The 12,707-nt window shown below is 66.0% G+C and carries 17 protein-coding genes; 5 read left to right on the forward strand and 12 right to left on the reverse strand.

The window, feature by feature from the left end:
• Positions 1 to 192 precede the first annotated feature (192 nt).
• Entirely contained in the window at positions 193 to 669 is a 477-nt protein-coding gene (locus ACSQ89_RS20530) for a DUF2147 domain-containing protein (RefSeq protein ID WP_436290928.1), read from the forward strand.
• 3 nt (positions 670 to 672) lie between these two features.
• On the opposite strand, the gene ACSQ89_RS20535 is transcribed toward ACSQ89_RS20530, so the two are convergent.
• From ACSQ89_RS20535 to ACSQ89_RS20545, 3 genes are read right to left on the reverse strand one after another with little or no spacing between them, the layout of a single operon-like run.
• Positions 673 to 1,509: a class I SAM-dependent methyltransferase gene (locus tag ACSQ89_RS20535; RefSeq protein ID WP_436290927.1), complete on the reverse strand. Its 837-nt coding sequence runs from the start codon at positions 1,507 to 1,509 to the stop codon at positions 673 to 675.
• A gap of 15 nt (positions 1,510 to 1,524) precedes the next feature.
• The gene (locus tag ACSQ89_RS20540; protein ID WP_093102913.1) at positions 1,525 to 1,752 is read right to left on the reverse strand and encodes a hypothetical protein; all 228 of its coding nucleotides are present in this window, start codon (positions 1,750 to 1,752) and stop codon (positions 1,525 to 1,527) included.
• 29 nt (positions 1,753 to 1,781) lie between these two features.
• Positions 1,782 to 2,168, reverse strand: coding sequence for a RidA family protein (locus tag ACSQ89_RS20545; RefSeq protein ID WP_093102911.1), 387 nt, complete (start codon positions 2,166 to 2,168; stop codon positions 1,782 to 1,784).
• A 441-nt stretch (positions 2,169 to 2,609) separates the two neighbouring features.
• On the opposite strand from ACSQ89_RS20545, the gene ACSQ89_RS20550 reads away from it, so the two are divergent.
• The gene (locus tag ACSQ89_RS20550; RefSeq protein WP_436290926.1) at positions 2,610 to 2,933 is read left to right on the forward strand and encodes a hypothetical protein; all 324 of its coding nucleotides are present in this window, start codon (positions 2,610 to 2,612) and stop codon (positions 2,931 to 2,933) included.
• A gap of 143 nt (positions 2,934 to 3,076) precedes the next feature.
• Here ACSQ89_RS20550 and ACSQ89_RS20555 read toward each other — a convergent pair whose 3' ends face one another.
• The 4 genes from ACSQ89_RS20555 to ACSQ89_RS20570 form a co-directional block, all read right to left on the reverse strand.
• The gene (locus ACSQ89_RS20555; protein WP_436290925.1) at positions 3,077 to 3,484 is read right to left on the reverse strand and encodes a hypothetical protein; all 408 of its coding nucleotides are present in this window, start codon (positions 3,482 to 3,484) and stop codon (positions 3,077 to 3,079) included.
• A 218-nt stretch (positions 3,485 to 3,702) separates the two neighbouring features.
• Positions 3,703 to 4,314, reverse strand: coding sequence for a GNAT family N-acetyltransferase (locus ACSQ89_RS20560; protein WP_436290924.1), 612 nt, complete (start codon positions 4,312 to 4,314; stop codon positions 3,703 to 3,705).
• Positions 4,315 to 4,374: 60 nt separating this feature from the next.
• The gene (locus ACSQ89_RS20565; RefSeq protein ID WP_436290923.1) at positions 4,375 to 4,764 is read right to left on the reverse strand and encodes a GFA family protein; all 390 of its coding nucleotides are present in this window, start codon (positions 4,762 to 4,764) and stop codon (positions 4,375 to 4,377) included.
• An 88-nt stretch (positions 4,765 to 4,852) separates the two neighbouring features.
• Positions 4,853 to 5,236, reverse strand: coding sequence for a VOC family protein (locus ACSQ89_RS20570; protein WP_093102905.1), 384 nt, complete (start codon positions 5,234 to 5,236; stop codon positions 4,853 to 4,855).
• A 515-nt stretch (positions 5,237 to 5,751) separates the two neighbouring features.
• Here ACSQ89_RS20570 and ACSQ89_RS20575 point away from each other — a divergent pair.
• On the forward strand, positions 5,752 to 6,117 hold the full coding sequence (locus ACSQ89_RS20575) for a bleomycin resistance protein (protein WP_436290922.1): 366 nt from the start codon (positions 5,752 to 5,754) through the stop codon (positions 6,115 to 6,117).
• 119 nt (positions 6,118 to 6,236) lie between these two features.
• The gene (locus ACSQ89_RS20580) at positions 6,237 to 7,034 is read left to right on the forward strand and encodes a DUF1266 domain-containing protein (RefSeq protein WP_093102902.1); all 798 of its coding nucleotides are present in this window, start codon (positions 6,237 to 6,239) and stop codon (positions 7,032 to 7,034) included.
• Positions 7,035 to 7,081: 47 nt separating this feature from the next.
• On the opposite strand, the gene ACSQ89_RS20585 is transcribed toward ACSQ89_RS20580, so the two are convergent.
• Genes ACSQ89_RS20585 through ACSQ89_RS20600 form a run of 4 tightly spaced genes read right to left on the reverse strand, consistent with a single transcriptional unit; the run spans position 7,082 to position 10,622 of the window.
• On the reverse strand, positions 7,082 to 8,050 hold the full coding sequence (locus ACSQ89_RS20585; RefSeq protein WP_093102901.1) for a Bug family tripartite tricarboxylate transporter substrate binding protein: 969 nt from the start codon (positions 8,048 to 8,050) through the stop codon (positions 7,082 to 7,084).
• Between the two features lie 44 nt (positions 8,051 to 8,094).
• Positions 8,095 to 8,475: a VOC family protein gene (locus ACSQ89_RS20590; protein ID WP_093102899.1), complete on the reverse strand. Its 381-nt coding sequence runs from the start codon at positions 8,473 to 8,475 to the stop codon at positions 8,095 to 8,097.
• Positions 8,472 to 9,452: a hydroxymethylglutaryl-CoA lyase gene (locus ACSQ89_RS20595; RefSeq protein WP_436290921.1), complete on the reverse strand. Its 981-nt coding sequence runs from the start codon at positions 9,450 to 9,452 to the stop codon at positions 8,472 to 8,474. The genes ACSQ89_RS20590 and ACSQ89_RS20595 overlap by 4 nt, the downstream gene beginning before the upstream one ends.
• 12 nt (positions 9,453 to 9,464) lie before the next feature.
• Positions 9,465 to 10,622, reverse strand: coding sequence for a CaiB/BaiF CoA transferase family protein (locus ACSQ89_RS20600; RefSeq protein WP_093102896.1), 1,158 nt, complete (start codon positions 10,620 to 10,622; stop codon positions 9,465 to 9,467).
• A gap of 121 nt (positions 10,623 to 10,743) precedes the next feature.
• Here ACSQ89_RS20600 and ACSQ89_RS20605 point away from each other — a divergent pair, with 121 nt between their 5' ends.
• On the forward strand, positions 10,744 to 11,709 hold the full coding sequence (locus tag ACSQ89_RS20605; RefSeq protein ID WP_436290920.1) for a LysR substrate-binding domain-containing protein: 966 nt from the start codon (positions 10,744 to 10,746) through the stop codon (positions 11,707 to 11,709).
• Between the two features lie 40 nt (positions 11,710 to 11,749).
• Here ACSQ89_RS20605 and ACSQ89_RS20610 read toward each other — a convergent pair whose 3' ends face one another.
• A complete protein-coding gene (locus tag ACSQ89_RS20610; protein WP_170855484.1) occupies positions 11,750 to 12,640 on the reverse strand; it encodes a LysR family transcriptional regulator in 891 nt (296 codons plus the stop codon).
• Between the last annotated feature and the right edge of the window lie 67 nt (positions 12,641 to 12,707).

The raw sequence follows: 12,707 nt of genomic DNA on the forward strand, positions 1-12,707 counted from the left end.
GATGACCGTAACGATTCTAGGGCCGCGTGGGCTTCGGCGCAGAACACGTAGCCCTCGCGATGCGCGTTTGTATCGCTCTTTGTCTGGGGGCCGGCTGGACATGCAAGGTGACGAAACGCCTCGCGGGAGACACACGCGCGATACGACCGCACTCTCCAATAACCCTCGTCTTCCAACACTCCGGAGCCCGACATGACTCTCTTCTCCCGCCCTGCCTTTCTCGCACTGAGCCTGGCCTTGACCGTCATGCACGCAGCTGCGCAACCCGCCGCGGCTGCCGACCCGCGCGGCCGCTGGATCACCGCCAACGGCAACCTCGAAGTCGAGGTCGCGCCCTGCGGCGCCGCACTTTGCGGCACGGTCACCCAGGTGCTGGGCAACCGCTCCATGAGCCGCGAGGGCGCGGCCATGGAAGCCGCCGATGCACGCCCCGCGCTGGGCATGACGATCCTGCGCGATTTCGCGCCGGTCGACGGCGGCGATGCCGCCCGGCCGCCCACGGAATGGAGCGGCGAGATCTACAACCGCGAGAACGGCAAGACCTACCGCTGCCACATGACGGTCAGCACCGCCGAGCAGCCCGCGGGCGAACTGGTGCTGCACGCGTATGTCGGCATTCCGCTCTTCGGCAAGACGCAGCGCTGGTCGCGCGTGGTCGCCGCGCAATGACCCTCAGAAGCTGTAGCGCAGCAGCCGGCCGAGCCTGCCCAGGGGCGGGACCACGGCAAACACCCGCACCGCCATCCGCGCCGGCCACGACATCCTGGCGATCTGCTGCGGGTCATAGCCGCTCGGGCCATAGGCCGTCAGATCGGTCAGCAGTTTCATCTTGGGGATGCGGCGTTCGAGCTCGTGCGGATCGTCGATGCTCCAGCGCAGGGTGGCGCCGGTGGCTCGCACCGACCGGTGGTAGCGGACGAGTTGCAGGCCGAGCCGGCTGAAGCTGTCGAAGGCCACATGGCCGCCCGGAAAATGCCGCGTGAGCCGCGCGAGCAGTTGCGGCACCGCGTCTTCGGCGAGGTACATGAAAAGCCCTTCGGCGACGACCATGGCCGGACGGTACGAGGGCACCGAGGCCAGCCAGCCGGGCTCGGTGACCGACGCGCCGATCAGGGCGTAGTTCTCGCGCTCCGGATAGAGGCGCCGGCGCAGCGCGATGACCTCCGGATAGTCGACGTCGATCCATCGGATGGTGGGCGGCGGGTCGATCCGGAACACGCGGCTGTCCAGGCCGCAGCCCAGATGCAGCACCGTCGCTCTCGGATACTTCGCAATGAATTCGCGGGTCCAGCCATCGAGGATGTGGGCGCGCATCGCAAGCCCGATCATGTCGTCGCGACTGACCTGCAGTTTGGAAAAGTCGTAGTCGATGCGGCTCATCGCCTCGGCCGCGAAGTGGTCGTGCAGCAGCGAATCGGGCAGCCGACTCTCCTCGCCCTTGGCATAGAGCGTGATGAGGAGGGTTTCTTTCTCCCGGGTGAGAGTGACTTTCTCGGTGGTCACTGCCATCGCGCGAAGCCGGGTTCAGGCGGCCGCGGCCAGCGTCAGCAAGCTCGCGTAGCCGGGCTGCGTTTCCATTCGTGCGGTCACACCCCGGCGCTCGAGCAACCGGTGCGCCACCATCGCCGCACCGATCACCGCCCAGCAGTGCGCCACCACCCACAGCCCTCTCCACGACGAGCGCGCGGTCAGCGCCTGCCATTCCTCGGTGCTGAAGAAGTCTTCCGGCTGGGCGCGGGGAGCAACGGCCACGGGTGTCTCCTGAAAGAGCACGATACCGGCTATTTTGCAGCCATTGCCTCGATCTCGAGCTTCCAGCGCGGATCGAGCAACTGCGAACAGACCACCGTCAGCGACACGCGATGGTCGCCCAGGTATTTGACGCGCAGGCGCACGTTCGCCTCGTCGAACTCGGGCGCGGCCAGGTAGGTGCGAACGGAGACCAGGTCCCGGTAGTCCATGCCGGCCGATCGCAGGATGGTCCCCATGTGGGTCCAGATCAGATCGCCCTGCTCCTCGAAGGACTCGGGCATGGTGATCCCGTCTGCGAGGTAGCCGTTGAGTCCGCTGATGACCAGAAGGCGCGAATCGCCCCTGATCTCCATGGCATGGCTGTAGCAGCGGTAGGGAGGAAACACGCCCTCCGGGTTGTGCTGGATCACCGTCATCGGGATTCGTCCTTTCCATTCACGCGGTGCTGTTTCTCGCCATGCGGCCGAGCTTAGCGCCGGTAGCCATGGTTATTCAGAACTGAAGCGAAGGGCATCCGGCTCGGGGCCGCCCTGGGTGATCGTCCAGTATTTTTCAGGTCCGCGCTCCAACGCAAGCTCAAGATGGAGGATGTTAAGGCCGCCTTCGGGCAGGCAAACTGGCTCCGCACCCATGCGCGAGGAAGTCCATCATGAATGCCCATCGAACTCGAGCTTCTGCGGTCGCGGCAACGGCCTGCTCGCTTCAGTCCACTTCGTGTGCACGGGGCCGACTGTAGCCGCTCGAAGCTACGCATCGTCGCCCTCGACTACGGCTTTTGCGTCGCTCGCGACTCATGACTAGACCGATCGTGTGCCCGTCGGGCTATGGCCGATCTACAAAGCGCTAAGGAGGCCTCAATGACTAACGCTCGGGTTTTGTTGACGGTCGCAGTGCTGGCATTCGGGGTGCCCACGGTGAGCGCCGAGAAGCTTGAAGTGAAATGTGAGTATTGGCACAAGCGCTTGGGTCAGCTTGACGACAAAACGAACCGCATTGACCTGGACGCACGAACTTGCAACGGGCAGCCATGCACGATCTCCGACACTGAGTTCAAGTGGCAAGAGGAAGCCGGTCGTGCCGATTTGAGAATTGATCGCGTCGCAGGCGAGGGTACGGTCAGCTACCTATCGGACGTGATCGCTGATCAGAAGAACTGCAAGACCACCAAGACGGGGCCCTAGGGGGCGTTGTGCTTGCCCTGCCTGCGCGCACGGAAGCCGTCCGATCACTGGCTGCGTTCGCAGTCCGAGGAAGTCGCTCCCGATCCAGCACGCGACCCTGGTCGTCGAGCGCGAAGTTCAGCGCCTTCTTTGGACAGCTTCTTCTACGGGATAGCCTGCGAACGCGGGCTGTGAACGTCGGGCTCTCTGCGGCGGTGGTCGTACACGCGTTCGTTGTTATCTTCGTCGCCGTCAATATACGAGACAGTGATTCCGTCGAGGTCGGCAAGTGGCTGCAGGAAGTCGACAAACTGCGATGCCGTGATGCCTTCGGCCTTGATTACGTCCCAATGCTTGAACAGGATGGACCTCAGCGCCGCTTGCTGCGCTTCTGCATCGTTTGCGGGTGACCAAGGCTTGTCGATCATGGAAGGGGGGATGTCTGCGCTACCGCTTTGGCGAAGCAAGTTCGCCGCCGCGAGCGTCGTTCGATCCTTCGGGGCGCAAGATCCCGTAGGACAGGCATCCAGATTGCGAGGCACCATCTCGAGGCCCTCATCGCGATGATCCATGGCCGAACCTCCTGGGAGTTCTCACTAGACTCCGGGCGCTATCGTAGGGTCGGCAGCGCAGGCATGCCGGCAAATCGCGGTTCGGTCCTACGCTGAAAGAGTTCGTTTCTCGCGAATCTGGGCAGTGGGGGCTGATTCACGTTCCGGTGTGCTGCAGGGCCTGAAGTCTAAAGTTTCAGGGGAGCGAGGCCGACAGGCCGATGCTCAGGACCAGCAGCTCACGGACCTGTTCGAGCAGCGGTGCGCTCAAATTCTTCGGCGCGCCCGCGCGTCCGTAGCCATGCTTCTTTGGACAAGCGATATAGGACATGCCTTGTCAGCTGGTGACCGGCAGGGACAAGTGGATGCTCGAAGTCATCGGAGGCCGTTCGCGTCATCCCGAGCTTGGACATCACCGCACGAGAACGCGCGTTGCCGGGCACGGTAAGCGCCACGATTTCCGATAGGCCAACGCTTTCGAAACCGAACTCCAGGGCTGCTCGAGCTGCCTCGGTGGCGAAGCCTTGCCCCCAGTACTGGCAACCCAAGCGCCAGCCCACTTCGACGCACGGTGCAAAAGGTGCCGTGTAGCTGGGGATCGCAATGCCGACCATTCCGATGAAGCTGGCGACGCCTGGCGCTTCGACCGCCCAGAAGCCAAAGCCTTCACGGAGGAAGTGCTCGGTGATGCGTCCGACGAGTGCGTCACTTTGCGTTCGCGTGAGCGGGCCGAGCAGGTACTGGTTCACCTGCTCGTCAGCGTTCAGTTCCGCGAAAAGAGGCAGGTCCTCGTCTCGCCACGCCCTAAGACGAAGCCGCGGTGTCTGCAGTTCTGGAATTTCACGGGTCATCTGGCACTGGGAGGAGCGAGGGAATGTCCGGTCTTGGCCCGCGAACGGTCGTCTTTGGCGCTATTTCGGTTTCGCATAAATGGCTTGCGCAGCCTCTTCCCAGTTCACGCCGTCGAATTTTCGAATCTCGAGCGACGAGAGATCCAGTGCATCGATGCACCGGAGGTTGACGGCCCATCGAGCCGGGTCCAGCCGCGGACGAGTGAACGGCGAAATGCTGCAATGCCTGCAGGAGTAGTGCTTGGCGGTCAACGTTCCGAACTGGTACAGGGTCAGATCCTGTTCACCTGAAACAATACGCAGAGTCTTGTCTGACGCGCCATGCCACAGCGCACCCTTGCGACGACAAAGGGAGCAATTGCATTCCATGGCGTATGCGACCGTGGCTTGCAGTTCGAACTTGACTCTTCCGCAGTGACAGCTGCCCAAGTAAGTCTGGTGATCAGTCATGGCTGTACCTCGCTTGTTTCGCCATCATGCCATCCAGCGGCCAGCGAAGTGGTGTTGCGCGGCGCTGCTATTGCGGCAGAGATCGGCCTCAGTCCGCCGGCAGCACTTGCCCGACCATAAGTCGATGTCCGTCAGGCGTAGTGACGGCGAACTCACGCATACCCCAGTCTCGGTCGATGGGTGGATGTATCACGATAGCCCCTCGACCGACCCACTCGTCGTGCATCGCCTGCGCATCGTCGACATGCAGGTAAGCAAAGTAGCTGTGGTCGCCTGTCGCCGAGGGCAGAAGCGCGTCTGGACAGTGACCGAGCATGACGCTGACACTTCCCCTGCAAACCAGTTGCCAGTCCGACCGGCCTCCCCACTGGACGCTGAAGCCGAGTGCATCACGGAAGTACGCCGTATTTCGCTCGAGGTCGGGCACCGCGAGCACGTACGCAAAGGGGCGCAGGTCACTGGGTACAGGCATCAGAACTCCCATGCTGAAAAATGAGCGCCTAAGACGTGTCCCGGCATCCACTTGCGACCGTCTGCTCCTGGCCGAGGGCCGTCCTACCGTGCGCCCGGCCAGAAAGGCCAGAGGCTACCAAGGAACACGGGCGGTCGGCCGGACTCTGGCGATGTCCCGAAGGGCAGGTTGCCCTTGGCCATTCGTGCGCGCCAGGCCGAGAGCGAAACCAGGATTAGCAGTTGCCCTTTTTTGCCTGTCCCGGCGGGCATTGCTTCCCGTATCCGCCACCGGGATATCCCGGACCGTCGGGGTAGACAGCGCAGCCCCCGAGCATGGCTGTTGCGAGAAGTGCAGCGACTAGCTTCTTCATGGCGTGGTCCTTCTATCGTTGGCATTCGAGCATAGCTGCTGCGCTTCATGGTCGCGCCGTCGTCGATGGGATCTCCGTGTAGGACTTGGCGACGCGCCCGGACTTCAGCAGACGCCAGACCAGCCATTGCACAATTGCTTCATCAAGGAAACTGGACCTCGCAATGAATCAAGCAAGCTTCGGCAAGGCAATCCCAGTACTCGCCTCACTTGATCTGGCACGCACTTTGGATTTCTACAAGAACGTGCTCGGCTTCCAAACGCGGCACTTCGAGGACTTTTCCTATGGCATGGCAATGCGCGGCGAAACGGAGTTGCACTTCTGGGCCTGCGACGACAAGCACATCGCTGAGAACACCTCGTGCTACATCCGCGTCGCGGACATCGCCGCTGTGCACACGGAGCTCAGTGTCCAGTTGCCCTCGATCCAAGGCGTGGTCCGCACGGCTTGGGGCATGGACGAGCTTTATGTGATCGATCCGGACGGCAATCTCATCAAGTTCGGCCAAGAGTCTCCTGTCGCACCGTAACGCGCGCCGCGGAGCGCGTCGCCGGTTGGCCATGGACATGTGAACCTTTTTCGATCTGGCAAGAGGCCAGTCCTGCGCATAGACTCGCGGCCGATCACTTCTTCGCAACAGGAGTACCCATGGGTTTGATGGACCAGATCGGCCATGCGCTGATGGACAACGACGAACTGCACTTCGCCACCGAGAGCCGGTGCTCGCCCGAGGAGCGATGGCTGGTGGCGTTGAGCGCGCCGCTCTCCGCCTTCAACGGCAACTTCGTCAACGCGGTCGAGACCGGCCAGAGCCCGGAGGCGCTGCGCGAAGGTGTCGCCGGCATGTGGGGCGTCCAGGACCGCAAGAGCTTCGAGCAGACGGCCCGTTGGATCGTCGACGAGGGGCATCGCGAGAAATACCGGGGCGTGTGGCACGGCCTGGTCAAGCTCGACACCGCCCACCGGTCCGCCCCTCTGCTGCTGCGCTCCGTGGCCTCGCTGGTCTTCCCCGGCCTGTTCATGCTGAAACTGCGGGGCGAGCTGGACTACGAGGCCTTTGCCAGCCAGACCGGCAAGAGCGTCGCCGACATCGCCACCTTGATGGGTTCCTACAGTGACTGGATGGACGATCTGCGCAAGCCGCTGGGGGTACAGCCCGCGGAGATCACCGACCTGGTCGCATGGGACGCCGTGCGGCTGGCCAGCCTGTCGCGCTGGGCGGTGGACCTGGGCTACATCGACCGCGGCGAGTTCACGGGCTTTGCCTCCGGGCTGGCCGGGCCGGTGCGCGCCGCCTACGGCAACTGGGCCCAGGTCAGCGCTGCCTATGTGGCAGCCGGCCTGATCTGGAACTATTCGGAAGCACGGCAGGAAGCGCTGGTGCGCACGAATGCGATGCTGTTCAGCGACCCGCGCAGCCCGTACAAAGACCTGCCGCTCCACTGAGCGCTCCGGCCAAGGAGATGTCGCGAGCGAGCTTCTTCGCCTGCTGCTCAGTCCGCCTTGATGTCGGCCGCCTTGATCACGCGCGACCACAGGGCCAGTTCCTGGTCGACGAACTTGCCGAGCGCCGGCGGGTCCATGTAGACCGCGAAGGCGCCCTGGTCGTCGACCTTCTTGCGGAAGGCTTCGCTTTCGACGATCTTGCGAATCTCGGTGCTGAGCCTGGCGACGGTCTCGGGCGGCGTCTTGGCCGGCGCGAAGACGGCGAACCACGACTCGACCTCGTAGCCCGGGAAGCCCGCCTCGGCCGAGGTCGGCACATTGGGCATCGAGGGATGCCGCTTGCTGCCGGTGTAGGCCAGCGCCTTGAGCTTTCCGCTCGCGATGTGGCCGATGACCGAAGGCGGCGTGGTGATGAACATGTCGACGTTGCCCGCGATCAGGTCGTTGATCGCCGGACCCGAGCCCTTGTAGGGCACGTGGGTCATCGGCTGCTTGGCCTGGCGCGACAGCAGTTCGCCCGCGATGTGCTGGATCGAGCCGTTGCCCGAGGAGGCATAGAAAAGGCCGCCGCCGCCCTTCTTCTGGCCGTACTCGACGAGCTCCTTCATCGAGTTCACCGGCAGCTTGCCGCTGACGGCCACCACGTGCGGCGCGCGCATCACCAGCGCGACCGGAACGAAGTCCTTGGTCGGGCTCCACTTGATCTGCTGGAACAGCGAAGGGTTGCCGACGTGGTAGCCGGAGTACTGCATCAGGAGCGTGTAGCCGTCGGGCGCGGCGCGGGCCACGGCCTCGGCGCCGATGTTGCCGCTGGCGCCCGGCTTGTTGTCGACCACCACCGGCTGGCCCAGCGCGCGCTGCAGCGGATCGGCGACCATGCGCGCCATGATGTCGGTGGAGCCGGCGGGCGCGGTCGGCACGATCATGGTGATCGGCTTCGAGGGCCAGGTGTCGGCGTGCGATGCGGCGGCGGCCAAGGCAAGGCAGGCTGCGAGAAGGCAGCGAAGAGGTTTCATGTTTGTCTCCTGTAGTGTGTGAACGTGTCGCGGCGCTCGGCCCTTCAGGGCGCGAGCTCCGAGATCTCGATGAGATTCAGGTCGGGGTCGCGCAGGTAGACGGAGCGGATGCGCGAAGTGGCGCCGGTGCGCATCACCGGCCCTTCGAGGATCGGCACCTGCTTCTCGTTCAGACGTGCGATGACTGCGTCGAGCGGCACCGCGGCGATGAAGCACAGGTCCAGCGCGCCCGGCATCGGCACCTCTGCCTTGGGCTCGAACTCGTGCCCCTTCAGATGCAGGTTGATCTTCTGGTTGCCGAAGCGAAAGGCCTTGCGGCCGCCGCCGAAGGTCTCGAGCGACATCCCCATCACCTCGACATAGAAGCGCACGCAGGCTTCCTCGTTGGCGGTGGTGAGCACCAGGTGGTCCAGATGGTCGATCATGCTTGCTCCTTTTCTTCGCGCGCCTTCGCGCGCGCAACGATGTCCTCGAAATCCGCCGGCGGCGCATGCCGCGTCAGGCGATGGCCGGCGCGCGACACCTGGCTCGACAGATCGTGCTGCACCAGGTCTTCGAGCTGCGCCGCGGCGCCGATCAGGCCGTCGAGGTCCATTCCGGTGTCGTAGCCCATGCACTGCAACATGTGGACCACGTCCTCGGTCGCGACGTTGCCGGTCGCACCCGGCGCATAGGGGCAGCCGCCGATGCCGCCGAGCGACATGTCGAGGCGGCGGATGCCCGCCTCGACTGCCGCCACGGTGTTGACGAGCCCCATGCCGCGCGTGTTGTGGAAATGCGCGGTGAAGTCCAGCGCCGGGAAGCGCTCCGACGCGGCGGCGCAGACGGCCTGCACCTGGGTGGGATAAGCCATGCCGGTCGTGTCGCACAGGGTGATGCCGCGCACGTTCAGCGCGGCGAAGCGCTCGATCCAGCCCAGCACCGTGGAAAGCGCCACCTCGCCTTCCATGGGGCAGCCGAACACGCAGGACAGCGACACGTTGACCGGCACCGCGGCCTGCCGCGCCAGCGCGATCACCTCCGACAGCTGCGAGAAGGACTGCTCGCGCGTCATGCGCAGATTGCTGAGGTTGTGGCTTTCGCTCGCCGACATGACGATGTTGAACTCGTCGACGTGGCTGTCGAGCGCACGCTCGGCGCCGCGCAGGTTGGGCACCAGCGCGGTGTAGACCACGCCAGGTTGGCGCGCGATGCGCATCATCACCTCCTCGCCGTCGCGCAGGGCGGGAATGGCCTTGGGCGAAGTGAATGAAGTGACCTCGATCTTCGCGTAGCCGAGGCCGCTGAGCCGATCGACCAGCGCGATCTTGTCTTCCGTAGGAATAAAGCGGCTTTCCATCTGGAAGCCGTCGCGCGTGGCGACCTCGTTGACGAGGAGGCGCGTGCCGTTGCCGGTGTTCATGTTCTTGCTCCTTCAGCGTGAACGCGCGGGCCAGCCGCCCGAGCGCAGGTCGTCGTCGTGTTCACCGAGCCGCGGCGCGGGGTACGCGATGCGGCCCGGCGTCGCGCTGAGCTTGGGCACCACGCCCGGCACCTTGAGCGTGCGGCCGTCGGAGGTGGGGGCCTCGACGATCATTTCGCGCGCCAGGTACTGCGGGTCGGTCGCGATGTCGGCCACCGAGTAGATGCGACCGACCGGCACGCCGGCCGCATCGAGCGCCGCGAGCGCCTCGTCGCGGCTGCGCCGGCTGGTCCAGGCCTCGATGGCGGCATCGAGCGCCTCGGCCTGCTGTACGCGGCCGTCGTTGTGGCGCAGGGCCGGGTCTTCCTCGAGGTCCGGCCGGCCGATGGCACGCATCAGGCGGCGGAAGATGCTGTCGCCATTGCCGGCGACCAGCACGTAGTGGCCGTCGTTGCAGCGGTAGGCGTTGGTCGGCGCGATGCCGGGCAGCGCGCTGCCGGCGCGCTCGCGCACGGCGCCGAAGGCGTCGTACTCGGGCACCAGGCTTTCCATCACGTTGAAGACCGACTCGTAGAGCGCCACGTCGATGAACTGGCCCTCGCCGCCGTGGGCCGTGCGGTGGTGCAGCGCGGTCAGCACGCCGATCACGCCGTGCAGCGCCGCGAGCGTGTCGCCGAGCGAGATGCCCACCCGCACCGGCACGCGGCCCGGTTCGCCGCTCAGGTAGCGCAGCCCGCCCATCGATTCGCCGAGCACACCGAAGCCCGGCTTGTCGCGGTAGGGGCCGGTCTGGCCGTAGCCCGAGATGCGCAGCATGATGAGGCGTGGGTTGAGCGCATGCAGCTGCTCCCAGCCGAGGCCCCAGCCTTCCAGCGTGCCGGGCTTGAAGTTCTCGATCAGCACGTCGGCTTCGAGCGCCAGCGCGCGGGCCGCTTCCTGCCCCTCTTCGCTGCGCAGGTCCAGGCAGACCGAGCGCTTGTTGCGCGACTGCACCTCCCACCACACCGAGCTGCCGTCGCGCAGCATGCGCCACTTGCGCAGCGGATCGCCGACCTCGGCCGGTTCGACCTTGATCACGTCGGCGCCGAATTCGGCCAGCGTCTTGCCGGCGAAGGGGCCGGCAATGAGTTGGCCGAGCTCCAGGACCTTGAGGCCTTCGAGTGCATTCATGGCTTGCTTGTCTCTCTTTGCTGTTCGATGGCTGCACTGTAGAAAAACATCACGATTCGCGGAATTGCCATGACGGCAGCACCCCTTCGCGAAACGCGAAGCCCCGGCCTAGAATGGCCCGATGGCCAGCACCATCAATCCGGCCCGCGTCGACTTCGTCACGCTGCGCCTGTTCTGCGCGGTGGCCCAGTCGGGCAGCATCACCAAGGGCGCGGAGGCCTGCCACCTCGCCTTGTCGGCCGCGAGCCGGCGCCTGTCGGATTTCGAGAATGCCACCGGCTCGAAGCTGCTCGACCGCAGCCCGCAGGGCATTGCGCTGACGCCGGCCGGCCACGTCGCGATGCAGCATGCGATGCGGCTGTTCCAGGGCTTCGAGCAGTTCAGCACCGAGCTCAAGGACTATTCGAGCGGCGTGCGCGGCCATGTGCGCCTGTGGGCCAACATGTCGGCGCTCACCGAGTTCCTGCCGGCGGCGCTGGCGACCTTCCTGGAGCGGCATCCCGACATCCGCGTCGAGGTCGAGGAACAGTTGAGCGGCGACATCGTCCGCGCGCTCGTCGATGGCCTCGCGGACGTCGGCGTGTTCGCCGAGAACACGCCCACCTACGGCCTGGACGTGGCGCCCTTCCAGACCGACGAGCTGGTCGTGCTGTGCGCCAAGCAGCATCCGCTGGCGCGCACGCGGCGCGCCGACTTCAAGACCTGTCTCGCGCACGAATTCGTCGGCCTGAACCGCAGCAGCTCATTGCTGGAGCTGACCTCGCGCGCCGCCGAGCAGGCCGGCATCCCGATGCGCCTGCGCGTGCAGGTGCGCAGCTTCGACGCCATGTGCCACATGATCGCGGCCAACCTCGGCATCGGCGTGGTGCCCTTCGCGGCTTGCAAGGCGCAGGTAAGCGCGCTCGATCTGCGGGTCGTGCGGCTCAAGGACGCGTGGGCGGTGCGGCGGCTGCTGATGGCGACCAAGACCGGCGAGCAGCTGTCGCCCGCAGCCGGCCTGCTGCTGCAGCATCTCGCGGCTTCGAGCCAGGCGCCGACGTCGGTTGCGGGCGCATCGTTGCCCGCGCCTCGAGACCGCCGGTCCTGACGAAGGTCGGATCCAGGCCGGATCTCGTTCGTCGAACGCGTCAGCCCGGCGCGCGCCGCCGACGCGCCGGGCCGGCCGCGGCCTCGCGCAGGCACTCGACGAAGGCCCGCGCCGCCGGCGTCAGCCGCGACCAGGCCTGCAGGCGCACCGACACCTGCACGCGCGGCAGCGGCTCCGCCAGGCGCAGGCGCACCAGGCCGCGGGAGGCGACGGGGTCCTCCGCCAGCGACGCGGCGACCAGGGTCAGCGCGTCGGCGTTGCGCACCAGCGAAAGGCCGAACTGGATCGACTGGCACACCACGGTGTTGCGCGGGGCCGCGAGCCCGGCCTGCTGCAGGGCTTGCACGCCGTAGGCCGGAACCGCCCACAGCGCTTCGGCCAGACGGCGCAGGGTGCGCACCCGCGCCAGCGGATGGCCGGCGCGCGCGATGGCCGCCAGCGGGGCCTGCAGCAGCACCTCGCGCTCCAGGCCGTCCTTTTCCGCCGTCCCCTCCAGCTCGCTCAGCACCGCCAGGTCGTGGCCCGATCCCGGGCCGGTCGCCTCGGGACTGGTGATCTCCACCAGCTCCAGCGCGACGCCGGGGCAGCGCCGGCGGAAGGCCAGCAGCGCATCGGGCAGCAGCCGTGCCGCCGCCAGCGAGCTGAACGCGGCGCGCAGGTGGCCGCCGCCGTCGCGCAGCTGCGCAATCTCGTCCTCGGTGCGCCGGACCTCGTCGAACAGCACCGCGGCGCGCCGCAGCAGGGCCTGGCCGATCTCGGTCGGCACGACGCCCCGGGCACTGCGCACGAACAGCGCAACGCCGACCGTGCGCTCCAGCTCGCGGATCGCGTAGGTCATGGCCGGCTGCGTCAGCGCAGCATCGCGCGCCGCGGCACGGATGCCGCCGGCCTCGGCCACGCGGCGGAAGATCTCCAGGTGTCGCAGGTTCATCGGGGAAGGCATCGGTTGGTTGGAACGATGGTGAACAAGAATTTTGATCGCTTGCAAGAATCCCGTG

Source organism: Variovorax sp. LjRoot175 (genome assembly GCF_964253805.1).
Taxonomy (GTDB): Bacteria; Pseudomonadota; Gammaproteobacteria; order Burkholderiales; family Burkholderiaceae_C; genus Variovorax.